At 65.1% G+C, this 23,194-nt stretch carries 27 protein-coding genes and 1 riboswitch; of the genes, 16 read left to right on the forward strand and 11 right to left on the reverse strand.

Going from position 1 to position 23,194, the window contains the following annotated elements; genetic code table 11:
• Window positions 1-12 precede the first annotated feature (12 nt).
• The 5 genes from AAG821_RS12240 to AAG821_RS12260 all read left to right on the forward strand — a co-directional run bounded on the left by AAG821_RS12240 (window position 13) and on the right by AAG821_RS12260 (window position 3,594).
• Window positions 13-987, forward strand: a complete 975-nt coding sequence (locus AAG821_RS12240) for a quinone oxidoreductase (protein WP_341912634.1) — start codon at window positions 13-15, stop codon at window positions 985-987.
• A gap of 239 nt (window positions 988-1,226) precedes the next feature.
• Window positions 1,227-2,213: a sodium-dependent bicarbonate transport family permease gene (locus AAG821_RS12245; protein WP_341912636.1), complete on the forward strand. Its 987-nt coding sequence runs from the start codon at window positions 1,227-1,229 to the stop codon at window positions 2,211-2,213.
• 4 nt (window positions 2,214-2,217) lie between these two features.
• The gene (locus AAG821_RS12250; protein ID WP_341912638.1) at window positions 2,218-2,523 is read left to right on the forward strand and encodes a hypothetical protein; all 306 of its coding nucleotides are present in this window, start codon (window positions 2,218-2,220) and stop codon (window positions 2,521-2,523) included.
• On the forward strand, window positions 2,523-3,236 hold the full coding sequence (locus AAG821_RS12255; RefSeq protein WP_341912640.1) for a DUF2470 domain-containing protein: 714 nt from the start codon (window positions 2,523-2,525) through the stop codon (window positions 3,234-3,236). The genes AAG821_RS12250 and AAG821_RS12255 overlap by 1 nt, the downstream gene beginning before the upstream one ends.
• A gap of 13 nt (window positions 3,237-3,249) precedes the next feature.
• Window positions 3,250-3,594, forward strand: coding sequence for a hypothetical protein (locus AAG821_RS12260; protein WP_341912642.1), 345 nt, complete (start codon window positions 3,250-3,252; stop codon window positions 3,592-3,594).
• 85 nt (window positions 3,595-3,679) lie between these two features.
• On the opposite strand, the gene AAG821_RS12265 is transcribed toward AAG821_RS12260, so the two are convergent.
• The 5 genes from AAG821_RS12265 to AAG821_RS12285 are packed head-to-tail and all read right to left on the reverse strand — an operon-like array spanning window position 3,680 to window position 6,676.
• The gene (locus AAG821_RS12265; RefSeq protein ID WP_341912643.1) at window positions 3,680-4,471 is read right to left on the reverse strand and encodes a MetQ/NlpA family ABC transporter substrate-binding protein; all 792 of its coding nucleotides are present in this window, start codon (window positions 4,469-4,471) and stop codon (window positions 3,680-3,682) included.
• A 41-nt stretch (window positions 4,472-4,512) separates the two neighbouring features.
• A complete protein-coding gene (locus AAG821_RS12270; RefSeq protein WP_341912645.1) occupies window positions 4,513-5,166 on the reverse strand; it encodes a methionine ABC transporter permease in 654 nt (217 codons plus the stop codon).
• Complete coding sequence (locus AAG821_RS12275; RefSeq protein ID WP_341912646.1) at window positions 5,135-6,187, reverse strand: methionine ABC transporter ATP-binding protein; 1,053 nt, start codon at window positions 6,185-6,187, stop codon at window positions 5,135-5,137. The genes AAG821_RS12270 and AAG821_RS12275 overlap by 32 nt, the downstream gene beginning before the upstream one ends.
• 5 nt (window positions 6,188-6,192) lie before the next feature.
• The gene (locus AAG821_RS12280; RefSeq protein WP_341912647.1) at window positions 6,193-6,465 is read right to left on the reverse strand and encodes a hypothetical protein; all 273 of its coding nucleotides are present in this window, start codon (window positions 6,463-6,465) and stop codon (window positions 6,193-6,195) included.
• 4 nt (window positions 6,466-6,469) lie between these two features.
• Window positions 6,470-6,676, reverse strand: a complete 207-nt coding sequence (locus tag AAG821_RS12285) for a hypothetical protein (protein WP_341912649.1) — start codon at window positions 6,674-6,676, stop codon at window positions 6,470-6,472.
• A gap of 595 nt (window positions 6,677-7,271) precedes the next feature.
• Here AAG821_RS12285 and AAG821_RS12290 point away from each other — a divergent pair.
• Window positions 7,272-7,742 (forward strand): PAS domain-containing protein, encoded by a 471-nt coding sequence (locus AAG821_RS12290; protein WP_341912651.1) that lies wholly within the window; start codon window positions 7,272-7,274, stop codon window positions 7,740-7,742.
• A 6-nt stretch (window positions 7,743-7,748) separates the two neighbouring features.
• Here the strand turns inward: AAG821_RS12290 and AAG821_RS12295 are convergent, their stop codons facing one another.
• The 5 genes from AAG821_RS12295 to AAG821_RS12315 form a co-directional block, all read right to left on the reverse strand.
• A complete protein-coding gene (locus AAG821_RS12295) occupies window positions 7,749-8,156 on the reverse strand; it encodes a DUF2000 family protein (protein WP_341912653.1) in 408 nt (135 codons plus the stop codon).
• Between the two features lie 42 nt (window positions 8,157-8,198).
• On the reverse strand, window positions 8,199-9,044 hold the full coding sequence (locus AAG821_RS12300; protein ID WP_341912655.1) for an AraC family transcriptional regulator: 846 nt from the start codon (window positions 9,042-9,044) through the stop codon (window positions 8,199-8,201).
• An 11-nt stretch (window positions 9,045-9,055) separates the two neighbouring features.
• Entirely contained in the window at window positions 9,056-9,595 is a 540-nt protein-coding gene (gene sodC / locus AAG821_RS12305) for a superoxide dismutase [Cu-Zn] SodC (RefSeq protein ID WP_341912657.1), read from the reverse strand.
• Window positions 9,596-9,724: 129 nt separating this feature from the next.
• Window positions 9,725-11,080 (reverse strand): transcription termination factor Rho, encoded by a 1,356-nt coding sequence (gene rho, locus AAG821_RS12310; RefSeq protein ID WP_341897160.1) that lies wholly within the window; start codon window positions 11,078-11,080, stop codon window positions 9,725-9,727.
• 287 nt (window positions 11,081-11,367) lie between these two features.
• On the reverse strand, window positions 11,368-11,982 hold the full coding sequence (locus tag AAG821_RS12315; protein ID WP_341912658.1) for a HupE/UreJ family protein: 615 nt from the start codon (window positions 11,980-11,982) through the stop codon (window positions 11,368-11,370).
• 69 nt (window positions 11,983-12,051) lie between these two features.
• A riboswitch (cobalamin riboswitch) is annotated at window positions 12,052-12,309 on the reverse strand.
• Between the two features lie 99 nt (window positions 12,310-12,408).
• Between AAG821_RS12315 and AAG821_RS12320 the strand changes: the two genes are divergently transcribed.
• The 7 genes from AAG821_RS12320 to AAG821_RS12350 all read left to right on the forward strand — a co-directional run bounded on the left by AAG821_RS12320 (window position 12,409) and on the right by AAG821_RS12350 (window position 20,036).
• Window positions 12,409-12,849: a DUF2946 family protein gene (locus AAG821_RS12320; protein ID WP_341912660.1), complete on the forward strand. Its 441-nt coding sequence runs from the start codon at window positions 12,409-12,411 to the stop codon at window positions 12,847-12,849.
• Between the two features lie 47 nt (window positions 12,850-12,896).
• The gene (locus AAG821_RS12325) at window positions 12,897-13,829 is read left to right on the forward strand and encodes a DUF1775 domain-containing protein (protein WP_341912662.1); all 933 of its coding nucleotides are present in this window, start codon (window positions 12,897-12,899) and stop codon (window positions 13,827-13,829) included.
• A 99-nt stretch (window positions 13,830-13,928) separates the two neighbouring features.
• On the forward strand, window positions 13,929-16,043 hold the full coding sequence (locus AAG821_RS12330; protein ID WP_341912664.1) for a TonB-dependent receptor: 2,115 nt from the start codon (window positions 13,929-13,931) through the stop codon (window positions 16,041-16,043).
• 83 nt (window positions 16,044-16,126) lie between these two features.
• A complete protein-coding gene (locus AAG821_RS12335) occupies window positions 16,127-16,786 on the forward strand; it encodes a TonB family protein (protein ID WP_341916292.1) in 660 nt (219 codons plus the stop codon).
• A gap of 38 nt (window positions 16,787-16,824) precedes the next feature.
• On the forward strand, window positions 16,825-17,688 hold the full coding sequence (locus AAG821_RS12340) for a helix-turn-helix transcriptional regulator (protein ID WP_341912668.1): 864 nt from the start codon (window positions 16,825-16,827) through the stop codon (window positions 17,686-17,688).
• Between the two features lie 83 nt (window positions 17,689-17,771).
• The gene (locus AAG821_RS12345; protein WP_341912670.1) at window positions 17,772-18,179 is read left to right on the forward strand and encodes a VOC family protein; all 408 of its coding nucleotides are present in this window, start codon (window positions 17,772-17,774) and stop codon (window positions 18,177-18,179) included.
• Between the two features lie 105 nt (window positions 18,180-18,284).
• Entirely contained in the window at window positions 18,285-20,036 is a 1,752-nt protein-coding gene (locus AAG821_RS12350) for an ABC transporter ATP-binding protein/permease (protein WP_341912672.1), read from the forward strand.
• Here the strand turns inward: AAG821_RS12350 and htpX are convergent.
• Entirely contained in the window at window positions 20,033-21,025 is a 993-nt protein-coding gene (gene htpX, locus AAG821_RS12355; RefSeq protein ID WP_341912674.1) for a zinc metalloprotease HtpX, read from the reverse strand. The genes AAG821_RS12350 and htpX overlap by 4 nt on opposite strands.
• A 109-nt stretch (window positions 21,026-21,134) precedes the next feature.
• On the opposite strand from htpX, the gene AAG821_RS12360 reads away from it, so the two are divergent.
• The 3 genes from AAG821_RS12360 to AAG821_RS12370 all read left to right on the forward strand — a co-directional run bounded on the left by AAG821_RS12360 (window position 21,135) and on the right by AAG821_RS12370 (window position 23,190).
• Window positions 21,135-21,353 carry a succinate dehydrogenase assembly factor 4 gene (locus AAG821_RS12360; RefSeq protein WP_341912676.1) on the forward strand — a complete coding sequence of 73 codons (219 nt, stop codon included), beginning with the start codon at window positions 21,135-21,137 and terminating at the stop codon, window positions 21,351-21,353.
• A gap of 145 nt (window positions 21,354-21,498) precedes the next feature.
• Window positions 21,499-22,719: an argininosuccinate synthase gene (locus AAG821_RS12365; protein WP_341912678.1), complete on the forward strand. Its 1,221-nt coding sequence runs from the start codon at window positions 21,499-21,501 to the stop codon at window positions 22,717-22,719.
• 252 nt (window positions 22,720-22,971) lie between these two features.
• The gene (locus AAG821_RS12370; RefSeq protein ID WP_341912680.1) at window positions 22,972-23,190 is read left to right on the forward strand and encodes a hypothetical protein; all 219 of its coding nucleotides are present in this window, start codon (window positions 22,972-22,974) and stop codon (window positions 23,188-23,190) included.
• Window positions 23,191-23,194: the final 4 nt, after the last annotated feature.

Consider the following 23,194-nt stretch of genomic DNA (forward strand, 5'->3'; position numbering starts at 1 on the left):
GGAAAACACACAATGGTTCACGCGATCCGCATGCACGCCCCCGGCGGCCCCGAAGTGATGAAGTGGGAAGAGGTCGAGGTCGGCGCGCCCGGCGCCGGCCAGATCCGGCTGAAGAACACCGCCGCCGGCCTGAACTACATCGACACCTATCACCGCACCGGCCTGTACAAGCTGCCGCTGCCGCTCACGCTTGGCATGGAAGGTGCCGGCACCGTCACCGCCGTGGGTGACGGCGTGGCCGATATCAAGGTGGGCGACCGCGTCGCCTATGCCTCGGCGCCGCTCGGCTCGTATTCGGAAGAACGCCTGATGCAGGCCGACCGCGTGGTGGTGCTGCCCGAGGGCATCAGCGACCAGACCGCCGCCGCCATCATGCTGAAGGGCATGACGACGGAATACCTGGTTCAGCGCACCTACAAGATCAAGGCCGGCGATACCGTGCTGTTCCATGCCGCCGCCGGCGGCGTGGGTCTGCTGTTCGGCCAGTGGGCCAAGGCGCTGGGCGCCACCGTGATCGGCACGGTGAGCACCGAGGACAAGGCCAAGCTGGCGAAGGCCCATGGCTACGACCATATCATCAACTACCGCACGGAAAACTTCGCCGAGCGCGTGAAGGAGATCACCAAGGGCGCCGGCGTGCCGGTGGTGTATGACGGCGTCGGCAAGGACACCTGGGCCGGTTCGCTCGACTGCCTGTCACCATTTGGCCTGATGGTCAGCTTCGGCAACGCATCCGGCCCGGTGCCGCCGTTCGAGATCACCACGCTGGCCGGCAAGGGCTCGCTCTATGTCACGCGGCCGACGCTGGTCACCTACACGGCAAAACGCGCCGATCTGGTCAAATCGGCCAACGACCTGTTCGCGGTGGTGAAGAGCGGCAAGGTGAAGGTGGAAATCCCGCAGACCTATGCGCTGAAGGATGCCGCCCGCGCCCATGCCGATCTGGAAGCGCGCAAGACCACCGGTTCGACCCTGCTGCTGCCGTAAGGCACCTACAACACAGATCGTCACACCACAACAAAGACCGTCACCCTCGGATTTATTCCGAGGGTCCATCTGCGGGCTCCCGAGATGTGGATGCCTGGGATGGACCCTCGGGACAAGCCCGAGGGTGACGGTTTATGGAGTGGCCCGGCTTATGGGTTGGACCGCCCAGCCCGCCACTGCCATGCGGTAGCGGCCTACCTCTTCCGTCATGGCGGCGGGTTTGCCATGCTGCCGCCGCCATGACCGACCTTCTCAGCCTCGCCGCCGGCAACCTGTTGTCGCCGATGATCCTCGCCTTCGTGCTCGGCGCGGTGGCGGCCTTCCTCCGTTCCGATCTTGAAATCCCCGAGGGCGCCGCCAAGGCGCTGGCGATCTATCTGATGTTTGCCATCGGCTTCAAGGGCGGCGTCGCCATGCACAGCGCCAGCGGCTGGGCCCTGGTCGGCGCCATTGTCGCCGCCCTCGCCCTCAGCCTGGCCCTGCCGGTGCTGGCCTTTGCGCTGCTGCGCGGGGTGTGGCGCCAGCCACGCATCAATGCCGCCGCCATCGCCGCCCATTACGGCTCGATCAGCATCGTCACCTTCGTGACGGCGGCGGAATTCCTGCGCAGCCGCGACATCCCCTATGAGGGCTATCTGGTTGCCATGACGGCGGTGATGGAAACCCCGGCGATCCTGATCGGCCTGCTGCTGGCCGGCCGCCAGACGCAACAGGGCATGCAGCATGGCGCCAGCGAGCGCGGCGCCCTGGTGCGCGAGGTGCTGGTCAACGGCTCGGTGATGCTGCTGGTCGGCGGCTTTATCATCGGCTGGATCACCGGCGATGCCGGCCTGGCCAAGATCAAGCCCTTCGTCGCCGACCTGTTCAACGGCGCGCTCTGCATCTTCCTGCTCGATATGGGCCTGGTGGCGGTGCGCCAGGGCCGTGCCGCCAAACACTTCCCCCGGGCGCTGATCCTGTTCGGCCTGGTGATGCCGCCGATCGGTGCCGCCTGCGGCTTCCTGGCTGCAGCAGCCCTTGGCCTCTCGGTCGGCGGCGCCATGCTGCTGGCGGTGCTGTCAGCCTCGGCCAGCTATATCGCCGTGCCGGCGGCCATGCGCCTGGCGCTGCCGGCCGCCAATCCCTCGCTGTCGGTGACACTGGCGCTGGCGATCACTTTCCCCTTCAATGTCGCCATCGGCCTGCCGCTGTACCTGATCGTGGCGCAGCGGCTTTTCGGGAACTGACCACATGGCCCATCCGCGCAGGAAGATCGAGATCATCGTCGAGGCGCCGCTGCAGAAGCCGGTGCTCGACTGGCTGGCCCAGCAGGGCGTGAAGGGCTGGAGCGTGTTTCCGCGCGTGATCGGCGGCGGGCGCCATGGCGAACGCAGCGGCGACGACATCACCCGCGCGTTTGACAATGTGATGATTGTCGCCATCGCCAGCGAGACGGTGGCAGCCGCCGTGCTGGATGGTTTCCACACCCGCTTCGCCGATGCGGTGGCGGTGGTCTACACGTCCGCTGTGGACGTGGCCCGGCCGGACCGCTTCTAATGGACCCGAAAACCCCCGCCCAGCAGGCCCGCGCGGTGGCGCGCGCCTGCCGCACCGCCAGTCTCGCCACCATCATGGCCGGCAATCCCGGGCACCAACCTTATGCCTCGCTGGTGCTGGTGGCCTTCGACCATGATGCCGCGCCGCTGCTGCTGATCTCGCGGCTGGCCGACCATACCAAGAATATTCTGGCCAGCGACCGCGTCAGCCTGCTCTGCGACGGAACAGTTGGATTGTCTGAGCCGCTGACCGGCCCGCGCGTCAGCCTGCTCGGCATGGCCGAGAAAACCGACGAGCCGCGCCACCGCGCCCGCTACCTCGCCCGCCATCCTTCAGCCGAAATGTATGCCGGCTTCGGCGATTTCGCGTTTTACAAAATCCATGTCGAGCGCGCACATATCGTCGCCGGCTTCGGCAAGATCCACTGGCTGGATGACTATCTTTATGCCGGCGACAGCGCGGCGCTGGCCGCGGCCGAAGCCGATATCCTGCAGCATATGAACACCGACCATGCCGATGCCGTGCAGCTCTATGCCACGAAGCTGCTGGGCAAAAGCGGCGATGGCTGGAGCCTCTGCGGCATCGATGCCGAGGGCGCGGATTTGTTGCGCGATGGCGAGGTCGCGCGGCTCGGTTTCGCCAAGACGATTGCGACGGCCGAGGAAGCCCGCGTCGAACTGGTGCGGCTGGTCAAGCAGGCGCGGGGTTCCTGATCGTTATGCAGCAATGAAATCCAAACCGGATTCAGCCCCGTTTCTGTCGGTAATCGTTCGGGCCTATGAAGCATATGGCGCAGAGCCACCAGTCCTACAACGCGTCATCAACTCACTGTCACACGTAGCCAAAACGCGATCTGACCTCGTGGAACGGTATGGCAATGCCATGCAGGATCAGAGTGCGAAAGAGATTGATTCACTAATTCGTCAGGTCGATCTGGAATTGATCAAGCTGGTCGAATCACACGCCATAAACCCTGCGAAGGTCACTCTTTTCGCCAACTTAAAAGTCAACGCCACGACCAAACGATTGCATATCGGAAACAGCATGACGTCAGTGCCCCTCTTTACATGAAAAAGCCCGCCGGTCTTGCGACCGACGGGCTTCGTCACGTCCTGCGTCCGGGGAGGACTTGCGCGGACGGTAATCTAAAAACCGCTTACCAGCTGGTGACGACGGCCTTCTGGTATTTCTGCTCGACAAAGGCCTTCACCTCCGGCGACTGGTAGGCCTTCACCAGCTTGGCGTATTCCGGCTTGTCCTTGTCCTGGGTGCGCACCGCGATAATGTTCACATAGGGCGCCTTGGCGCCTTCGGTGGCGATGGCGTCCTTCACCGGCGACAGGCCGGCGGGGATGGCGTAGTTGGTGTTGATCGCGGCGGCGTCCAGCTCATCGAGCGCGCGCGGCAGCTGGGCGGCATCGAGTTCGACGATGCGGATCTTCTTCGGGTTATCCGTGATATCCAGCGGCGTCGCCTTCAGGCCGGCATCTTTCTTCAGCTTGATCAGCCCGGCCGATTCCAGCACCAGCAGGGCACGGCCGCCATTGGTGGGGTCGTTCGGGATGCCGAGGCGGGCGCCACTGGGCAGCGCGCCGAGATCCTTCACCTTCTTGGAATAGACGCCCATCGGGAAGTTCACGGTATAGCCGATAGGGCTAATCTTGTAGCCGCGATCCTTCACCTGCGCCTCCAGATACGGCAGGTGCTGGTAGGAATTCACGTCGAGGTCGCCAGCATTGAGCGCGGCATTGGGCTGGATATAGTCGCTGAATTCGACGATCTGGATCTTCAGGCCGTCGCGTTCGGCCACCTTCTTCACCTGCTCGAAGATTTCCGCATGGGGCCCGGCGGTGACGCCGACCTTGATCGGCTTGTCCTGGGCCACAGCGGGCAGGCTGATGAAGGATGCGAGCGCGAGAGCGGCAAGCGAACGACGGGTAAGAGACATGATGGTTTCCTTTTCTGGTGGGGAGACGGGTTTTTTGAAATTCAACGGTGACTGAGGCGGCGCACCAGGCGGTCGCCCGCCGACTGCACGCCCTGCACGAAGACGATCAGCACCAGCACGACGGCGAGCATCACCTCGGGCAGGAAGCGCTGGTAGCCATAGCGGATGCCGATATCGCCCAGGCCGCCGCCGCCGACCGCGCCGGCCATGGCGGAATAGCCGATCAGGCTGACCAGCGTGATGGTGAGGCCGGCGACGATGCCGGGCAGAGCCTCGGGCAGCAGCACTTTCACCACGATCTGCAGCGGCGTGGCGCCCATGGCCTCGGCGGCTTCAATGAGGCCGGCCGGCACTTCGCGCAGCGCGGTTTCCACCAGGCGGGCGATGAAGGGAATGGCGGCAATCGTGAGCGGCACCACGGCGGCGGCCGTGCCGATGGAGGTGCCGACCACCAGGCGCGTGAACGGGATCACCGCGACCATGAGAATGATGAACGGCGTGGAGCGCGCCGCATTGACCACCAGCCCGAGCACGCGGTTGAGCCCGACATTCTGCAGGATGCCGCCGCGATCGGTGAGGATCAGCACCACGCCGAGCGGGATGCCGAAGGCGGCCCCGATGGCGCCGGAAATCCCGACCATCACCAGGGTTTCAAGCAGGCCGTCAAACAGCAGCGCGATCAATTGCGATGACATCTTCAAGTTCCTCAACAATGAGCTGGCGGCTGGCCAGATAGGATTTGGCGGCGAGCAGCTTGGCGTCGTCGCCGCGCGCCTGCACCACCATGACGCCGAAGGGGCGGCCCTGGATCTCATCGATCCGGCCATGCAGGATATTGAGATCGAGGCCGAGATTGCGCGACAGCTCGGCGATCACCGGCGCATCGGCATGGGGCCCGGTGAACAGGATGCGCCACAGGCGCGCATTCGCGACAGGCTGCGCGGCCAGCCGCTTCTGCAGCGCCGGCGGCAGGGCGAAGCCGATCAGGTCGGCCACGAAACTGCGCGTGGTGGCATGCTGCGGCCGGGTGAAGACATCGTAGGTGGCGCCCTGTTCGATGATCTGGCCGCGCTCCATCACGGCGACGCGGTCGGCGATTTCCTTCACCACCGCCATCTCATGGGTGATCAGCACCACCGTCAGATTGAGGCGGTCGCGGATATCCTTGATCAGCTTCAGGATCTGTTCGGTGGTTTCCGGATCGAGCGCCGAGGTCGCCTCGTCGCAGAGCAGCACCTTGGGATCGGTGGCCAGCGCGCGCGCAATGCCGACGCGCTGCTTCTGGCCGCCGGACAGCTGCGCCGGATAGCGGTCGGCCTTGTCGGCCAGGCCGACCAGATCGAGCAGCGGCGTCACCTTGGCGCGGATTCCGGCCTTGCTTTCGCCACGCAGTTCCAGCGGCAGCGCCACATTGTCGAACACGTTGCGCGCCGACAGCAGGTTGAAATGCTGGAAGATCATGCCGGTGTCGCGGCGTGCCGCGCGCAGCTCGGCGGCTGGCAGCGCCGTCAGATCGCGGCCGGCGACCAGCACGCGGCCCTCGGTGGGCCGTTCCAGCAGGTTGATGACGCGGATCAGCGTGGATTTGCCGGCGCCCGAGCGGCCGATCACGCCGAAGATCTCGCCCTGTTGCACGGTGAGCGACACCTGGCGCAGCGCCTCGACCGAACCGGACTCGGCGTCAAAGCGCTTGGTGATGTTTTGCAGGTCGATCATGGCACTCAACGGTCAAACGGCAGGAAACTGAGCGACAGCAGATCGCCACCCGCATGCCAGTCGGGCGGCAGTGCCAGCGGATCGGTCAGCGAGGTGGCCTGATCGGCCCAGGCCACCATGGCGTTGTCGTTGCTCACCGCCTGGCGGCTCACAGCGCTCAGGCGTTCCGGCGCCAGGAAGGCCGTGAAAGCCGCCTGCAGGCGGCTGCCGAGTGCAAGACGGCGACCGCGGTCGTGATGCGTCACATGGATGGGAACTTCCAGCTGGATATCGGTCATGGTCTTACCTCCAGGCGCGGCTGTGCTGGTTATCGTTGGCGGCACGCTGCAACACGCGCGCGGCCCGTTCCGCATCGGCGGTGCGGCGGAACAGCTGCTGCTCGATGGCGGAGAATTGCGGGGTGGAGGCGAAGAAGCGGAACCCGCCGCGTTCGCGGATCACCAGGCCGGCGGCCTCGCCGGCCGCCTCGATCAGATAGGCTTCACTCATGGGATAGCTCCGTTGGCCAGCCGGGGCTGGCAGTCATGTCGCGGGAAAAGATGAAGGCAGGCGGGCTGCGTTCAGCGACAACAACAGAAGCGGGGGGTGCGGATGGTCATGGGTCGTCTCCGAGTTCAGATCGGGCCCACGCGTGTCTCCACGTCGTGGCGCTTTAGCGTTGGTGCGCGGCGCAAGCTGCCCTTCAAATCCCGCGATCCGGCCGTGACCGGATGATGCCTATATTCCACACCCGTATCGCCAAGTCAAGTCTATTTCACAGTATATGATGCAAACTGGGAATATCTCACACGCAGATACAGCATAGCTCTGTTCAAGCTATTGATCTGATTGGACTGATGGACAGGGAAGCTGGCTGGCTCAGTCGGGGTCGGCCCGCCAATGCCCCATAATGACGGACCGACCACAAACCTCGTCACGACCAGCAGAGTGACGAGGCCGACTTAAGAACCGCACCGGAGCGCGATGTCGATGAGTATATGCGAATGATTTGCAGTTACAAGTCTTATCTGGCCGCCCCCATGCTTTTTTCACTCTTTGCTTTGCATGCTCTAGGCGGGTTGGGGAAACGGGGACTGAGCGCAGCGTGGCAGGACAGATCGAAGCAACCGTCGAGATCGTGCAGCGGCCGCGCCTGCGCCGCCTGCTGGAGTATTGGCAGGCCCGGCGTGGCGACCGCGCCATGCCAGGCCGGCAGGATATCGATCCGCTCGATCTGTCCTGGCTGCTTGGCAATATCTCGCTCGTCGATGTGGTGCACGGACCGGACGGACCGCGCTATCGCTTCCGCCTGGTCGGCACGCGCGCGGTGCAGCGCTTTGGCTATGATCCGACCGGACGCTGGCTGGACGACCTGCCGGAGCCGGCCTATCGGCAGCATGTCGCCAAGGCCTATGCCGAAGTGCTGCAGCGCCGCCTGCCGCTGGTCGAACGGCTCGACATGCTGATCGACAACCGCACGCATGATTATGAAATCCTGCGCCTGCCGCTCAGCAGCGACGGCGCGAGCATCGACATGATCCTGCTGGCCGCCGACTTCTTCAATCCGGAGATCTAGGCGCTCTCAGGGATGCAGCTTCAGGCTCTTCACGGCCTTGTCGACCGCCTTGCGCTCGCCATGGAAGGCCAGGCCTGCCCAAGTCTGTGCTGTCACATCACCTTCGGCAAACACCGCGCGGTTGGCCGCATCATGCCCGGTGGCAAACATCGCCTCCACATAGGGCGCGATGATCACATCCTGGGCGCAGGCGCGGTCATGGGCTTTCTGTAACTCGGCAAGCGTGGCGGCAAACACCAGGATCGGTTGGCCGCAGAGCGCGGTGTAGCGGCGGCCGGACGCATCGACATAGGCTTCGCCGATACAGGCCGGCACGGATGCTGCGATGCCGCTGGACAGGAAAGCGGTGACATTCAGTTTCTGCCACGGCGCCAGATCCTCGCGCACGACAATGGCGATCTTGGTGGTGAACACAGGCGGTCCTCTTGCGTTATCGAACGCCGGGAAGACTGCCCGTCAGGCCGTGGCCGGGTCTGGAAGATTTGTGCAGAGCCGGCGATAGGCCGCCGGCGTCATGCCATAGGCACGGCGGAACCAGCGCCCCAGATGGCTCTGGTCGGCAAAGCCGGTGGCCGCCGCCACATCGGCCGGCATGCTGCCGTCGGCCAGCAGACGACGGGCGTGATTAAGCCGCCGCTGCACCAGATAGGCATGCGGCGACAGGCCATAGGCGGCCGAGAAGGCGCGCGTCAGGCGGAAGCGGTCGGTACCGGCAGCGCTGGCCAGGTCATCGAGGCCGAGATCGCGGTCGAAACCCGCATCCATGGCGTCGCGGGCCAGCCGGGCGGCCCGTGGCGCCCGATACTGACGATCGGCGCTGCCGGCAAACCGCTGCGCCAGCCGGGCGACCACGGCATCCAGCGCCGCCTCGCGCGCCATGCGGCTGTCGGGGGCTGCGATCTGCTGGCGCGCGGCGCGCACTGCAAAGGCGAGCCCGGCATCGTCATCCAGCGTGCGCGGAAAGTGAAAGATCGTGTCGGCGGGCGCGCGGCCGGTATACAGCGCGGCGGCATCGCGCAGCCAGCACGGATCGAAATACAGCATCGTGTAGATAAAGCCGTCGGGCTCGCGCGCCTCGCCATCATGGGTGTCGCCGGGCTCGAAGAAGATCAGCCGCCCCGGCGTGCTGCAATGGATGGCGCGCCGGCAGCGGAACTGCTGCACGCCCTGCTCGGTGATGCCGACCAGCACCTGGTCGTGGAAATGCGGGTCATAGGCATGGGCATGGAAACAGGCGCGCACGGCTTCGGTGCCGCTCTGCGGATCGCGGGCAAACACCAGCCAGTCTGCGCCTGTCTCCATGCCTGTCCCGGTTACTTGATGACGCCGCAGGCAATGCGAGGGCCGCCGCCGCCCAGCGGGGCCGGCGTATCGTCGTAATTGTCACCGCCGGCATGGATCATCAGCGCCTTGCCGGCCAGATCCTTCACCTTCAGCTGCGGCGCAATCACCGGCAGCGTGGCAGTGCCGTCGCCATTGACCACCAGCGGCGGCAGGTCGCCCTTGTGGCCACCCTTGCCATGCGGGCCATGATGCTTGCCGGTCTTCATCGGATCGTAATGCCCGCCGGCGGCCATGCCGGCGGCCGGCGCATTGTTCGCGCCCGGACCGGGGCCGCAATCGGGCTTTTCATGCACATGGAAGCCATGCGGGCCCGGCGGGTTGAGGCCGGTGAGGCTGGGCGTCAGCACCAGGCCATGCTTGCTGTCTTTGGCCATCACGGTGCCGATCTTGGCGCCAGTCCCGGTGGCGCTGATCGCCATGATGTCGATACTCTTTTCGGCGGCAAAGGCCGTGGCAGTCGTAAGGGCGAGGAAAGACGACAGGGCGGTCGTCAACAGAATGCGTTGCATCGCGGTTCTCCTTATGGCGGACGTTTCCCGATACCAACTATAGCGCCAAAGCGGCGGAACCATGGCGCAAAACGCCAACGGGCGGGGATTGTGCCCCGCCCGCCGCGATCGGTCCGTGTAAGCCGGATCTTACGTATTCATCGAATCGAAGAAATCGGCGTTGCTCTTGCTGTGCTTGATCTTGTCGAGCAGGAATTCCATCGCATCCTGGCCGCCCATCGGCATGAGGATGCGGCGCAGCACCCACATCTTGGCCAGCACGCCCTTGTCGACCAGCAGCTCTTCCTTGCGGGTGCCCGACTTGGTGATGTCGATGGCCGGGAAGGTGCGCTTGTCCGACAGCTTGCGGTCGAGAATGATTTCCGAGTTGCCGGTGCCCTTGAACTCTTCGAAGATCACTTCGTCCATGCGCGAGCCGGTTTCGATCAGCGCGGTGGCGATGATGGTGAGCGAGCCACCCTCTTCGATATTGCGGGCGGCACCGAAGAAGCGCTTCGGGCGCTGCAGCGCGTTGGCATCCACACCGCCGGTCAGCACCTTGCCCGACGACGGCACCACGGTGTTGTAGGCGCGGGCCAGGCGCGTGATCGAGTCGAGCAGGATGACGACATCGCGCTTGTGCTCGACCAGGCGCTTGGCCTTTTCCAGCACCATTTCGGTGACCTGCACATGGCGGCTTGCCGGCTCGTCGAAGGTGGAGGAAATCACCTCGCCCTTCACCGTGCGCTGCATGTCGGTCACTTCTTCCGGGCGTTCGTCGATCAGCAGAACAATCAGGTAGACTTCCGGGTGATTGTGGCTGATGGCATGCGCGATATTCTGCAGCAGCATCGTCTTGCCGGTACGCGGCGGCGCCACGATCAGGGCGCGCTGGCCCTTGCCCTGCGGCGAGATCAGGTCGATGACGCGGGCCGAAACATCGCGCTTGGGGCCGCCGGAAATGATCTTTTCGACCTTGGCGCTGCCACTGCGGCTCTTCAGCGTCGAACCCTTGACGGCAGGTGCGGCCGCAGCCGGCGCCTCTTCCTCCACCGCCGGCAGCTCCATCTTCAGGCGCTCGGTCGGATACAGCGGCGTCAGGTTGTCGAAATGGACCTTGTGCCGGCTCTGCTCGGGGTCTTCGTAATTGATCGTGTTGACCTTGAGCAGGGCGAAGTAACGCTCGCCGTCCTTCGGCGCACGGATGGTGCCCTCGATGGTGTCGCCGGTGCGCAGGCCAAAGCGGCGGATCTGGTTGGGGCTGACATAGATGTCATCGGGGCCCGGCAGGTAGTTGGCCTGGGCGGAACGCAGGAAGCCGAAGCCATCCTGCAGCACTTCCAGCACGCCCTCGCCGGTGATCTCGACTTCCTTGTCGGCCAGCTGCTTGAGGATCGCGAACATCATGTCCTGCTTGCGCAGGGTGGATGCGTTCTCGATCTGCAGCTCTTCGGCAAAGGCGAGCAGGTCGGTGGGGGATTTGGTTTTCAGTTCCTGGAGATTCATCGACGGACTCGCGGACTCAGGCTAGAGCGGATGTGTTTGGGAGATTTGGGCGCCGGCTCCAGGGTGGAGCAGCAGCCAGTGAAGGGGGATGTCGAGAGCCGCCCGCGCAGATTCCGCATCATGGACTGGTATTCGAAATCGTGCGGAAGGGGTGCCAGAACGGCGCCAGCCCGAAAGAAGATGGGCCGGTTGCCTAAGCGAAATAGCAATGCGCGCCGGGTAAGTCAAGGGCGGGCGGCAGTGTGATCTGCCGCCCGCCCTGTAACAAATTAGCGATCCGCTGGCACTCAGCCGGCGATATTGAGCGCCAGGAACACCGCGCCAACCGCCGCCACGCCAGCACCGGCAATGCGGTTGAACTGCGGCAGGCTGTTGATGACGGTGATCTTGCGCCACGCCAGCACAACCGCCGCGGCGATCAGATACTGCGTCACCGCCAGGCCGGCGAGATAGGCCACCAGCGGGGTAGCTTCGGCACCGAAGATGGCTTCCGCCAGCGCATGGCCATGCAGCAGGCCGGCGACCGCCAGGATCGCGGCGAACAGGCCGTCATTGATGGCGCGCGGGCTGAGCAGCAGGAAACCAAGCAGGATAACCGAACCGGCGATCAGATATTCGCCGCCGGGGATGGTGATGCTGCCCAGATGCAGCAGCGAGCCGGCAAAGGAGCCAACCACGAAGGCGAGCGGCAGAAGCAGGCCGCGCGCCCGCGGCGCCGCCAGCAGGCCGGCTGCGAGAATGAAGACGAAATGATCGAAGCCGAGGATCGGATGACCAAAGCCGGACAGCAGACCTTCGCTCAGCGTCGATGGCGTGACACCACCCATCGGATGGTGCGCCAGGGCGGGTGCAGCATAGGCCAGGGCCAAGGTAACAGCGGCAAGAGTGACAGAACGGACCATGATGCACCTCCCGTGCAAACATCTCGAAAAAAGCAAACCGGCCATTGCATCATCCCCCGATGCAGGGCGGTCCGCCGGAACAGCGATGGCAGGTCTCCGGGCTTGCGGGTCGCTGTCGGCTGCACCGCCTTCCCGGGTCATTCATCATCGCGATGAGTATCCCAGTGGCACTCTGGCGCAGGACTCGCCGCCTACCGTAGCGGGGGCTGCCGCGGCCTGAGAACGCCCCCCTGAAGAGGGTTAAGTCCCGCACCGCGTTCCCTTTTCACCACCGCATCGGATCGTTTTGGCGAATCGCCGCGGCGGACCATCGCCGGCGACCTTAAGTGCCTGGGGAGATGCCGTCAAATAGACCGGCCCGCCCGGCGATCCTGCGGCAAACCGCGCCCTTGCCCAAAGCCGCCCCCGGGGGTAAGCCTGTGCGCCATGCGTAGCCTGCCGGCCATAGCCCGCCTTCCCCGCCCCGCCGCAAGACACGGTCTTGCGCGGCTGGCGGCGCTGGTGGCGCTTTGCGCACTGCTGTTCCACGGCCTGCTGCCGCTGACCCATCAGCTCGCCCGCCAGATCCAGGCGGCCCAGGGCATCGAACAGGTCGTGCTCTGCTCGGCGCTGGGATTCCGCACCGTGGCCCTGAAAGACGGCGCCCCGGTCGATACCGATCCGGCCAAAAGCGAAAAAAGCAGCCGCATCTGCCCGGTCTGCTTCGCCACCGCCGGCCTGAACCATGCGATCCTGCCCGTCGGCATCGTGCTGGCGCTGCCCAGCCTGGCGATCACGGTGCTCTATGGCGCGACGCCGTCCAGCACGGCGGCTTCGGCATCCTCTCTGCCGCCCCAGGCGCGCGCGCCCCCGGTTTTCGCTTCCTGAACTAAGCCACCGCTTCGTCTGTTTTCAGGATTCCGGGAGTTTTCCCAATGTCGATCACCAAATTTGCGGGCGCCGCGGCGCTCGCCACCCTGCTTTCATCTCCTGTTCATGCCCATATCGTCGCCGATCCGGCCGAGGCGAAACCGGGCAGCTATTTCCGCACGGCACTGCGCGTCGGCCATGGCTGCGGCGCTGGCAAGCCGACCACGGCGATCCGCGTGACCATCCCCGAAGGCGTTGCCAATGCCAGCGCCCAGCCCAAGCCGGGCTGGGAAATCACGGTGGAAACCACCAAGCTGGCGCAACCGATCGATGCCGGCCATGGCCACAAGACCGACACGGTGGTCAGCGCAATCAACTGGCGCGGCGGCAGCCTGCCGAACGAGCAGTTCGATGAATTCGGCCTGGTTCTGAAACTGCCCGATGCGCCGGGCCAGCAGCTCTGGCTGCCGGTGATACAGACCTGCGCCGGCGGCGAAACCCGCTGGGACCAGATTCCGGCGGCCGGCCAGAGGGCCGAGCGGCCGGCGGCACTGATCCGCATTGCCGGCGATGCCCCGCAGGCCAGCGTGAAGGCCGGCGACATCCAGGTGCTGCAGCCGTTTGCCCGCGCCACGCCGGCGAAAGTGGGCGGCGTGTTCCTGACCCTGAAGAATGCCGGCGGCACGGCGGACAAGCTGCTGAAGGCCGCCTCGCCGGTGGCCGAGACGGTCGAGCTGCACACGCATATCAAGGATGGCGATGCCATGCGCATGCGTGCGGTGGACAACATCCCGGTGCCAGCCCATGGCCAGACCGCACTGGAGCCCGGCGGCTATCACGTGATGCTGATCGGCCTGAAGCAGGCGCTGAAGGAAGGCACCAGCTTTCCGCTCACGCTGACCTTCGAAAAGGCCGGCACGGTGACGCTCAGCGTTCCGGTGCAGAAAGCCGGATCGTCGGGCATGCCGACCGCCGGCGGCCACCAGCACAAGCACTAAGCCAGATCCATCTTTTTCGGGTTCGACGCCACGATTCTGCGCGGCTGCGGCCGCCGCATGTCTGCGCGTTGCGTCCCGACCTTGTCAGCGAGACCATCCATGACCTGCAATCCAACCCCGTATTTCGTCACCCGCAGCACCGCCGAGCGGCTGCTGCCACGCCTGGCCCTCGCCCTGCTGGGGGCCACCGCCGCGATCGCGCTGCTGGCCCCTGATGCCCGCAGCCAGACCATGACCCAACCGGTCACCGTCACCGCAAAGCCGGAAGACGAGGCGATCACCGTGCCCGCGGCCGAGGAGGCCAAGCGACGCATCGAGAAAACCGCCGGTGGCGTCGATATCGTCACCAGCGCGGAAATCCGCGATGGCCACGCCAACACCGTGCGCGATGTCCTGGATTACGTGCCCGGCGTCTTCGCCCAGTCGAAATACGGCCAGGAAGATTCGCGGCTCTCGATTCGCGGCTCCGGCCTGTCGCGCAACAACCACCTGCGCGGCACCCGCATTCTGCGCGACGGCATCCCGATCACCGATGCCGATGGTGGTGGCGACACCATGGAAATTGATCCGCTCGCCGTGGACTATACCGAGATCTACAAGGGCGCCAATGCGATGCAGTATGGCGCCTCGCTGCTGGGCGGTGCCGTCAATTTCGTCAGCCCGACCGGCCGCAGCCAGCCGGGCTATATGGTGCGGCAGGAATTCGGCAGCTTCCAGTCGATGCGCAGCCAGTTCGGCGTCGGCATGGCATTGGGCCAGTATGATTACTACGTGACCCCGACCTACAGCCATTCCGAGGGCTTCCGCGACCACTCCGATCAGGATTACAGGCGGCTGAACGGCAATCTCGGCTATCGCTTTGGTGATGGCGCCGAGACACGCTTCTTCCTGTCGGCCGCCGATATCAACCAGAAGATTCCCAGCAGCCTGACGCGCGCCCAGGCCCTGGCCAATCCGAAGCAGGCCGCGGCCGCCAACTTCCAGGGCAACACCAAGCGCAATATCGACAGCCTGCGGGGCGCCAACAAGACCAGCTTCCTGACCGACAGCGGCGAGGTGACGGTCGGTGCCTTTGCCGCGCGCAAGGACCTGTTCCATCCGCTGTTCGGCGGCTTCAACCGGGTGATCGATAATTATGAACTGAACGGCGGCGGTTTCGCACGCTGGACCGACGAACAGCAGATCGCCGACCATCGCAACGAGACCACACTGGGTATCAATTACTTTGGCGGCCGCATGGAGGCCAAGCAGTTCAACAATGTGGGCGGATCGCGCGGCGCCCTGCTGTCGGATTCCGACCAGATTTCGCGCACCACCGAAATCTACGGCGAGAACGCCTTCTATGTCGTGCCGACGGTGGCATTGATCGCTGGCCTGCAGGGCACCTTTGCCTATCGCGAATACAAGGACGAGTTCCTCGGCGACGGCAACCAGTCGTTCAAGCGCAACTATGACAGCATCAACCCCAAGATCGGCGCGCGCTGGGACTACGCACCGCAGCAGCAGCTGTTCACCAACCTCAGCTGGTCGAACGAGCCGCCGCCGTTTTCCGAACTCGGCACCACCGGCGTGCAGAATAACCTGAAGGCACAGGACTCGAAGACCCTTGAACTCGGCACCCGCGGCAAGGCCGGTGATTTCGCCTGGGATGCCGCCCTCTATCGCGCCTGGCTGCAGAATGAATTGCAGTTCCAGACCGTGGGCAATACCACCAACGTGTTCAATGCCGATGAAACCATTCACCAGGGCATCGAGCTGGGCGGCGAATGGATCGCGCTGCGCGACGTGGTTTCGAAAGACGACAAGACATCGATCCGGGCCGCCTATACCTATAGCGATTTCCATTTCGATGGCGACCGCGTCTATCGCAACAACGACATCCCCGGCGCACCCCGGCATTTCCTGCGCAGTGAGCTGCGCTACAGCCATGCCAGTGGCTGGTATGGCGGGCCGAATGTGGAATGGGTGCCGCAGGGCTACTATGTCGACAACGCCAATACCCGCGCGTTGAAGACCGATCCCTATGCCCTGCTCGGCGCCAAGGCCGGCTATGACTTCGGCAACGGCCTCAAGCTGTTCGTCGACGGCCGCAACCTGCTGGACAAGACCTACATCTCCAATGTCGGGGTCGCGGCCACCGCGACCGCCACCTCGACTCTTTACAATCCGGGCGATGGCCGGGCCGTGTATGTCGGCGCCGAGTACCGTTGGTAACGCTCGACGATAGACTGCCGACAGCTCCGGAGCGGGACATACCGCTCCGGGGTCTGCTGCCGGCCATCACCGTTCATGCGGCGGTGGCCTTCGGCCTGATCGGCGCGATCGCGCCGGTGCTGCGCGATGCGGATCCGATCGTCTTTGAAATTCTGCTCGACCTGCCCGGCCCGACAGCCAGCGCCCCGCCGGCCCCGGCCGCAGCCGCGCCGCCAGAGCCCGCGCCCGAACCCGAACCTGAGCCCGAGCCGCAGCTGGCGACACCTGTGCCGCCGCCCAGGGTCGAGCCCAAACCGCGCCCGCCGGTTCGCCCACGCCCGGTTCCTGCCACCGGCCCCGCGATCACGACGCCCGGGGAAACGGTTGCCGACACTCCGGCTCCGGCAATGGCTGCTGCACCGGCTGTGGCGGCGCCGGCGGCAGCAGTGCCGGCCGCGCCTGAGCAGACACCGGCTTATGCACCGATCCTGCTCGACTGGCTGGCGCGCCACCGCGACTATCCGCGCACGGCCCGCCTGCGCCGCCAGGAGGGCGCGCCGCATATCGCGCTGACCCTGGACCGGTCCGGCCGATTGCTCGAACTCCGGCTTGTCCAGCCCAGCGGCCACAGCGCGCTTGATGATGCAGCACTCGGCATGGCACAGCGGGCAGCGCCCTTCCCGCCGCCGCAACTGCCGCAGGGCAGTGACAGGGTCACCTTCATCGTCCCGATCCGCTTCAACCTCGAACGTCCGGCGCAATAGGGCTGGACCGGCGTCGGACGAATCAGAATACTGGCGCGATGAAGCTGCTGCACCATCACTCCGATCTTGGCTGCTGGGAAATGGCATTGGCGCCACCGGCGCCGGCCCTGCGCGGCCTGGTCGACACTTACAGTGGCTATGACGAGCGCAACACCCGCTTCACCCGTCGGCATGAGCTGCCCGGTATCCAGGCGGTGCTGATCGTCAATCTGGGTGCGCCGATCACCATCATCGATACCGACGGGCATACCCTTCCCGTCGCCAGTGGTGCCGGTTTCGCCGCCGGCCTGAGCGATGCCTATGCCGTCTCGGACTCGACCGGCAGCCAGCGCGGCTTCCAGGTGATGTTCACGCCGCAGGGCGCGCGGCGCTTTTTCGGTCTGCCGATGCGCGCGCTGACCAACCGGGCCTTCGATCTGGCCGATCTGCTCGGACCGGTTGTTGCGCGAGACTTGATTGAAGGCTTGCAGGCGGTCAACAGCTGGGACGCCGGGTTTCGCCTGCTCGATGCCATGCTGCAACAGCGCATGGCGATTGCGCCCGGCTTCGACATCGCCGGCGCCCGCGAGGCATCCTGGACGCTGCGGCAGCTGCAGCAGAGCCACGGCCGGATGACGGTGGCGGCGCTCGCCACCGAACTCGGCTGCAGCCGCAAGCTGCTGGCTGCACGCTTTCGCGAGCATGTCGGCCTGACGCCGAAATCGGTGAGCCGCATCCTGCGCTTCCGCCATGCGCTCACCCTGATCGATGCGAAGCCGGCCCGCTGGAGTGCGATTGCCCAGGATGCCGGCTATTTCGACCAGGCACATTTCGCCAACGACTTCCGTCAGCTGACCGGCCGCACGCCGGGCGATTACCTGGCCGACCGCCTGCCCGATCAATACGGCCTGCCGGTCGGCTGAACCGCCGCCGCATCAGGTTACATTTTTCCAATACGGCGCGCCGCACCCCACCTATTTTCGCCGCGCCATCATTGGAGACGCGCATGACCCCCAGCATCTATCCCTTCCTGCAGTATCGCGACGCACCGGCCGCACTCGCCTGGCTGGAAAAAGCCTTCGGGTTCAAAACCGTGATGTCGCACCCGGATGGCAAGGGCGGCATTGCCCATGCAGAACTGCAGCTCGGCCAGGGCATGGTGATGCTCGGCAGCCGGCAACCGGATGGCCCCTTTGCCCTGTCGACGCCACAGGAAGCCGGCTGCACCACGCAGGGCGTTTACATCGTGGTGAAAGACATCGACGCCCTGTTCACCCGCGCCAAGGCCGCCGGTGCCCGCATCGTCATGGAGATCCGCGATACCGATTACGGCTCGCGCGATTTTGCCGCCCGTGATCCCGAAGGGCACCTCTGGAGCTTCGGAACCTACGCGCCGGCATTCGCCGCGGATTAAACATTTTTCATCCGGCCGATTTTCCGTCGTCAGGCCAAGACTTCGCCACAGTTCCCGGGCTAGGGTCGCGCCGTTCAGTCTCGCCCTCCGCCCGGGAATATCCTCATGCCGCGATCCGCCAGCCTCAGCTTCGCCCGTGCCTTCTGGACACTGGCCAAACCCTATTTCACCGACCGCAAGGAACGCCGCAGCGCCTGGGGCCTGCTGGCAGTGATCGTGATCCTGAATCTCGGCAGCGTGGGGCTCAGCGTCTGGTTCAACCAGTGGTACAACGACTTCTACAATTCCCTGCAGGAGAAGGATTTCGAGGCCTTCAAGACCCTGCTGCTGCATTTCACCGGCGTTGCCATCGCCTTCATCGTGGTGGCGGTGTATCGCCAGTATCTGCAGTCGATGCTGCAGATCCGCTGGCGCCGCTGGCTCACCGAGCACTGGCTGAACGACTGGCTGGGCGGCAAGCGCTACTACCACATGCAGATGCTGGGCCTGGGCACCGACAATCCCGACCAGCGCATCGCCGAAGACCTGCGGCTCTTCCCCGCCTATTCGCTGACGCTGACGCTCGGCCTGCTCAATGCCGTGGTCACGCTGGTGTCTTTCCTCGGCATCCTGTGGAACCTGTCGGGCGATTTCGCCATCACCCTTGGCGGCACCGACTATGCGATTCCGGGTTACATGGTCTGGGTCGCCATCATCTATGCCGCCGCCGGCACCTGGCTGACCCATCTGATCGGCCGACCGCTGGTGAAACTGAATTTCGACCGGCAGCATATGGAAGCCGATTTCCGCTTCCATCTGGTGCGCGTGCGCGAACATGCCGAGGGCATCGCCTTCCAGCATGGCGAAACGGTCGAGCGTGTGGGGCTGGGCGCACGCTTCGCCGCCGTGTTCGGCAACTTCTACGACATTATGCGCAAGCAGAAACAGCTGACCTGGTTCACCGCCGGCTACAGCCAGATGGCGGTGATCTTTCCCTTCGTGGTCGGCGCGCCGCGCTATTTCAGCGGCGCCATCCAGCTGGGCGGCCTGATGCAGATCAGCTCCGCCTTCGGCCAGGTGCAGGAGGCGCTCAGCTACATCATCACATCCTATTCCGAAATCGCCGAATGGCGCGCGGTGATCGACCGCCTCACCACCTTCCGCACCGGTCTGGACCGGGCGCGCCGGATTTCCACCCAGTCGCAGATCACGGTGGCGCAGACCGGCGATGCCCTCAGCGTCGATGCCCTGACGCTCGACCTGCCCGATGGCAAGCCGCTGATGCGCGCTGATGGCCTGCGGCTTGCGGCTGGCGACAGCCTGCTGGTGCAGGGCCGTTCGGGCAAGGGCAAGACCACCTTGCTGCGCGCCATCGCCGGCCTGTGGCCGTTCGGCACCGGCCGGCTGCAGCGCCCGGCCGACGATGTGAGCCTGTTCCTGCCGCAGAAGCCCTATCTGCCGCACGGCACATTGCGCGCAGCCCTCGCCTATCCGCGCGACCCGGCGCAGTTCTCCGATGCCGAGTACCGCGCCGCGCTGGTCGCGCTCGATCTGTCCAAGCTGGAAAACCGGCTGGATGAAGAGGCCGTGTGGGAGCAGCAGCTGTCGGGCGGCGAGCAGCAGCGCGTGCAGCTGGCCCGCGCCCTGCTGCTGAAGCCGCAATGGCTGTATCTGGATGAAGCCACATCGGCGCTGGATGACACCACCGAGGAAAAGGCGCTGGATGCCCTGCGCGCTTCACTGCCGCAGACGGCGGTGTTCAGCATCGGCCACAAGCCGGCGCTGGTGGCGTTCCACCGCCAGCGCCAGATGCTGGACGGTGCCGCCGCAGGCGAGCCGTCGCGGCTGGTGGCAGCGCCAATGAGCGGGGCGACTTAGCGCCGGCCACCCCAGGGGCTGATGCGGCGGCGACCGCCCGAGCTGGGCACCGAACCGCTGCCGGACACGGCCGGGCGCACCGGCATCGGCGACGACGCGGCATAGGCCGGCTGCTGGTAGGACCGGGCGCCAGACATGCCGCCCGCCAGCTGCATCAGCGCGGCGACGCGGTTCTCGGTGCTCGGATGCGTCGAGAACAGGCTGTCCATGGCGCCGCCATGCAGCGGGTTGATGATGAACATATGCGCGGTGGCCGGATTGCCCTCGGCCTGCGCATTGGGCACCTGTTCGACCGAACCGCTGATGCGCTGCAGCGCCGAGGCCAGGGCCTGCGGATTGCCGCTGATCTCCGCACCCGCCTTGTCGGCGTCGTATTCGCGGCTGCGGCTGATCGCCATCTGCACCAGCATGGCGGCAATTGGCGCCAGGATCATCACGGCAAGGCTGCCGATGATGCCCAGACCGCTGCGGTTGCCCTCCGCGTCACGGCTGCCGCCGCCGAAGAACATGGCGAAATTTGCCAGCATGCCGATGGCGCCGGCCAGCGTCGCGGTCACCGTCATGATCAGGGTGTCGCGGTTTTTCACATGCGCCAGCTCATGCGCCATCACGCCGGCGATTTCCTCGCGGCTGAGCCGATGCAGCAGGCCGGTGGTGGCCGCCACGGCGGCATTCTCCGGGTTGCGGCCGGTGGCGAAGGCATTGGGCTGGTCGTTGTCGATGACATAGACCTTGGGCATCGGCAGCCCGGCGCGCTGCGCCAGATGCTGCACCATGCCGTAGAATTCCGGTGCGGTCTGCGCATCGACCTCGCGCGCGCCATACATGGAGAGCACCATCTTGTCGCTGTTCCAGTAGGCAAACAGGTTCATGACGGCGGCCACCGCCAGCGCGATCAGCATGCCGGCCTCGCCGCCGATCAGGAAACCGACCGCGCCGAACAACGCCGTCATGGCCGCCAGAAGCAAACCCGTCTTGAAGTAGTTCATGGTCTCCCAACCTCTTTCCGTGGCGGACCGCCCACCTGCCAAAAGCTTTCCGGCCAGCCCGCACCGCTATATGTAAGAAGCCCGTACCCCGCCGCAAGATGGTGCCGCCATGGCCGACGATCCGAACCAGCCGAAAGACGCCGTCCCCTCCCTGGATGGCAACGCCACCGATACCCGGCCCATCGACCCCAAGACCGGCAAGCCGCTGGCGCCGGCCCAGCCGGCGATCAAGCTGACCCAGGCGCCAGGCGAGGAAGACGGCCCCAAGGGCCCCGAACCCACCCGCTACGGCGACTGGGAACGCAAGGGCATCGTGTCCGACTTCTGACTGGCGTCTGAAGCCGATTTAGGAGCCGATTGCGCCGGAATTGCGGCGACAGAGCCACCCTGCACGGCTTGCGCGCCATCGGCCCATGCCTATACTCCGGCCCGATTTTCCCGGCTTTCCCAAGCAGAGTTAAGGAGTGCGCCCGATGAGCGGCAGCAAGCATGGCAGCGTCAAGAAGGTGGTCCTCGCCTATTCCGGCGGCCTCGACACCTCGGTGATCCTGAAATGGCTGCAGGAAACCTATGGCTGCGAGGTGGTGACCTTCACCGCCGATCTGGGCCAGGGCGAGGAACTGGAGCCGGCGCGCAAGAAGGCCGAGATGTTCGGCGTGAAGCAGATCTTCATCGAGGATGTGCGCGAGGAATTCGTGCGCGACTTCGTCTTCCCGATGTTCCGCGCCAATGCGATGTATGAAGGCCTCTACCTGCTCGGCACCTCGATCGCCCGGCCGCTGATCGCCAAGCGCCAGATCGAGATCGCCCGCGAGGTCGGTGCCGATGCGGTCTGCCATGGCGCCACCGGCAAGGGCAACGACCAGGTGCGCTTCGAGCTGGGCTACTATGCGCTCAACCCCTCGATCAAGGTGATTGCGCCCTGGCGCGAATGGGAACTGACCTCGCGCACCACGCTGATCGACTTTGCCGAGAAGCACCAGATTCCGATCGCCAAGGACAAGCGCGGCGAAGCGCCCTTCTCGGTGGATGCCAACCTGCTGCATATCTCGGCCGAAGGCAAAGTGCTGGAAGACCCCTGGGTGGAAGCGCCCGACTATGTCTATTCGCGCACCGTCGATCCCGAGAAGGCGCCGGACCAGCCGGAATATATCGAGGTCGAATTCAAGACGGGCGACGCGATTGCGGTGAACGGTCAAAAGCTGTCGCCGGCCGCGCTGCTGACCAAGCTGAACGAACTGGGCGGCAAGCACGGCATCGGTCGCCTCGACCTGCTGGAAAACCGCTTCGTCGGCATGAAGAGCCGCGGCATCTATGAGACGCCCGGCGGCACCATCCTGCACATGGCCCATCGCGGCATCGAGCAGGTGACGCTGGATCGCGGCGCCGCACATCTGAAGGACGAGATCATGCCGCGCTATGCCGAGCTGATCTACAACGGCTTCTGGTTCTCGCCCGAGCGCGAGATGCTGCAGGCCCTGATCGACAAGAGCCAGCAGAATGTCGAAGGCACCGTGCGGCTGAAGCTGTACAAGGGCTCGGTCAGCGTGGTCGGCCGCAAGTCGCCCAAGTCGCTCTACAGCCTGGCGCATGTCACCTTCGAGGAAGACTCGGTTTACGACCAGAAGGATGCGGCCGGCTTCATCAAGCTGAACGCGCTGCGTCTGCGTCTGCTGAACCGGCAGAAGACTTAAAGCCAAGCTTCGCTGACTGGCGCAGCACCAAAAGGCGGGCCCTCTGGCCCGCCTTTTTCATGCCTGTAGCAGCGCCAGGCCGAAAACCCGGTTTTCGGGCGAAACCCGAAAGTTGTGTCGCGTTGTTGTCACGCAAGGCCACAGTCTGGTCGCAACCGGACGCGCGCAATCGCGCTTAAGCTCACGGCAGCCTGAAGGGGCTGCGGCCGGCTGCTTGCATCCGCCGCTCCCGTAGAAAACAGGAGATCCGCCATGACGACTGTGCGCCGCGTGCCCGCTGCCACCGCCTATCGCCGGACCACCAAAGCCACCGAACGCTATATGGAAGAGCGCCTGTGGCAGCGCGCCCTGCGCCGCCTGGAAGGCCCGGCCAAGGTGGAGAAGCCCAAAAACCGCGCCATCGCATCCTTTGCCGCCGTGCTGCGCGCCGTGCATTCCAAGCTCGGCCGCTACGTCGATATCTACGTCTGATATC

The sequence above is a fragment of the Ferrovibrio terrae genome, assembly GCF_943372915.1.
GTDB lineage: Bacteria > Pseudomonadota > Alphaproteobacteria > Ferrovibrionales > Ferrovibrionaceae > Ferrovibrio > Ferrovibrio terrae_A.

Bases quoted from the DNA above. Each gene is read 5' to 3' on its own strand.
- AAG821_RS12240 (WP_341912634.1), top strand. From the start codon at position 13: ATGGTTCACGCGATCCGCATGCACGCCCCCGGCGGCCCCGAAGTGATG.
- AAG821_RS12330 (WP_341912664.1), top strand. From the start codon at position 13,929: ATGACCTGCAATCCAACCCCGTATTTCGTCACCCGCAGCACCGCCGAG.
- AAG821_RS12360 (WP_341912676.1), top strand. From the start codon at position 21,135: ATGGCCGACGATCCGAACCAGCCGAAAGACGCCGTCCCCTCCCTGGAT.
- AAG821_RS12270 (WP_341912645.1), bottom strand. From the start codon at position 5,166: ATGTCATCGCAATTGATCGCGCTGCTGTTTGACGGCCTGCTTGAAACC.
- sodC (WP_341912657.1), bottom strand. From the start codon at position 9,595: ATGCAACGCATTCTGTTGACGACCGCCCTGTCGTCTTTCCTCGCCCTT.
- AAG821_RS12365 (WP_341912678.1), top strand. From the start codon at position 21,499: ATGAGCGGCAGCAAGCATGGCAGCGTCAAGAAGGTGGTCCTCGCCTAT.
- rho (WP_341897160.1), bottom strand. From the start codon at position 11,080: ATGAATCTCCAGGAACTGAAAACCAAATCCCCCACCGACCTGCTCGCC.
- AAG821_RS12370 (WP_341912680.1), top strand. From the start codon at position 22,972: ATGACGACTGTGCGCCGCGTGCCCGCTGCCACCGCCTATCGCCGGACC.
- AAG821_RS12280 (WP_341912647.1), bottom strand. From the start codon at position 6,465: ATGACCGATATCCAGCTGGAAGTTCCCATCCATGTGACGCATCACGAC.
- AAG821_RS12275 (WP_341912646.1), bottom strand. From the start codon at position 6,187: ATGATCGACCTGCAAAACATCACCAAGCGCTTTGACGCCGAGTCCGGT.
- AAG821_RS12320 (WP_341912660.1), top strand. From the start codon at position 12,409: ATGCGTAGCCTGCCGGCCATAGCCCGCCTTCCCCGCCCCGCCGCAAGA.
- AAG821_RS12340 (WP_341912668.1), top strand. From the start codon at position 16,825: ATGAAGCTGCTGCACCATCACTCCGATCTTGGCTGCTGGGAAATGGCA.
- htpX (WP_341912674.1), bottom strand. From the start codon at position 21,025: ATGAACTACTTCAAGACGGGTTTGCTTCTGGCGGCCATGACGGCGTTG.
- AAG821_RS12265 (WP_341912643.1), bottom strand. From the start codon at position 4,471: ATGTCTCTTACCCGTCGTTCGCTTGCCGCTCTCGCGCTCGCATCCTTC.
- AAG821_RS12325 (WP_341912662.1), top strand. From the start codon at position 12,897: ATGTCGATCACCAAATTTGCGGGCGCCGCGGCGCTCGCCACCCTGCTT.
- AAG821_RS12285 (WP_341912649.1), bottom strand. From the start codon at position 6,676: ATGAGTGAAGCCTATCTGATCGAGGCGGCCGGCGAGGCCGCCGGCCTG.
- AAG821_RS12245 (WP_341912636.1), top strand. From the start codon at position 1,227: ATGACCGACCTTCTCAGCCTCGCCGCCGGCAACCTGTTGTCGCCGATG.
- AAG821_RS12260 (WP_341912642.1), top strand. From the start codon at position 3,250: ATGAAATCCAAACCGGATTCAGCCCCGTTTCTGTCGGTAATCGTTCGG.
- AAG821_RS12350 (WP_341912672.1), top strand. From the start codon at position 18,285: ATGCCGCGATCCGCCAGCCTCAGCTTCGCCCGTGCCTTCTGGACACTG.
- AAG821_RS12315 (WP_341912658.1), bottom strand. From the start codon at position 11,982: ATGGTCCGTTCTGTCACTCTTGCCGCTGTTACCTTGGCCCTGGCCTAT.
- AAG821_RS12300 (WP_341912655.1), bottom strand. From the start codon at position 9,044: ATGGAGACAGGCGCAGACTGGCTGGTGTTTGCCCGCGATCCGCAGAGC.
- AAG821_RS12345 (WP_341912670.1), top strand. From the start codon at position 17,772: ATGACCCCCAGCATCTATCCCTTCCTGCAGTATCGCGACGCACCGGCC.
- AAG821_RS12255 (WP_341912640.1), top strand. From the start codon at position 2,523: ATGGACCCGAAAACCCCCGCCCAGCAGGCCCGCGCGGTGGCGCGCGCC.
- AAG821_RS12250 (WP_341912638.1), top strand. From the start codon at position 2,218: ATGGCCCATCCGCGCAGGAAGATCGAGATCATCGTCGAGGCGCCGCTG.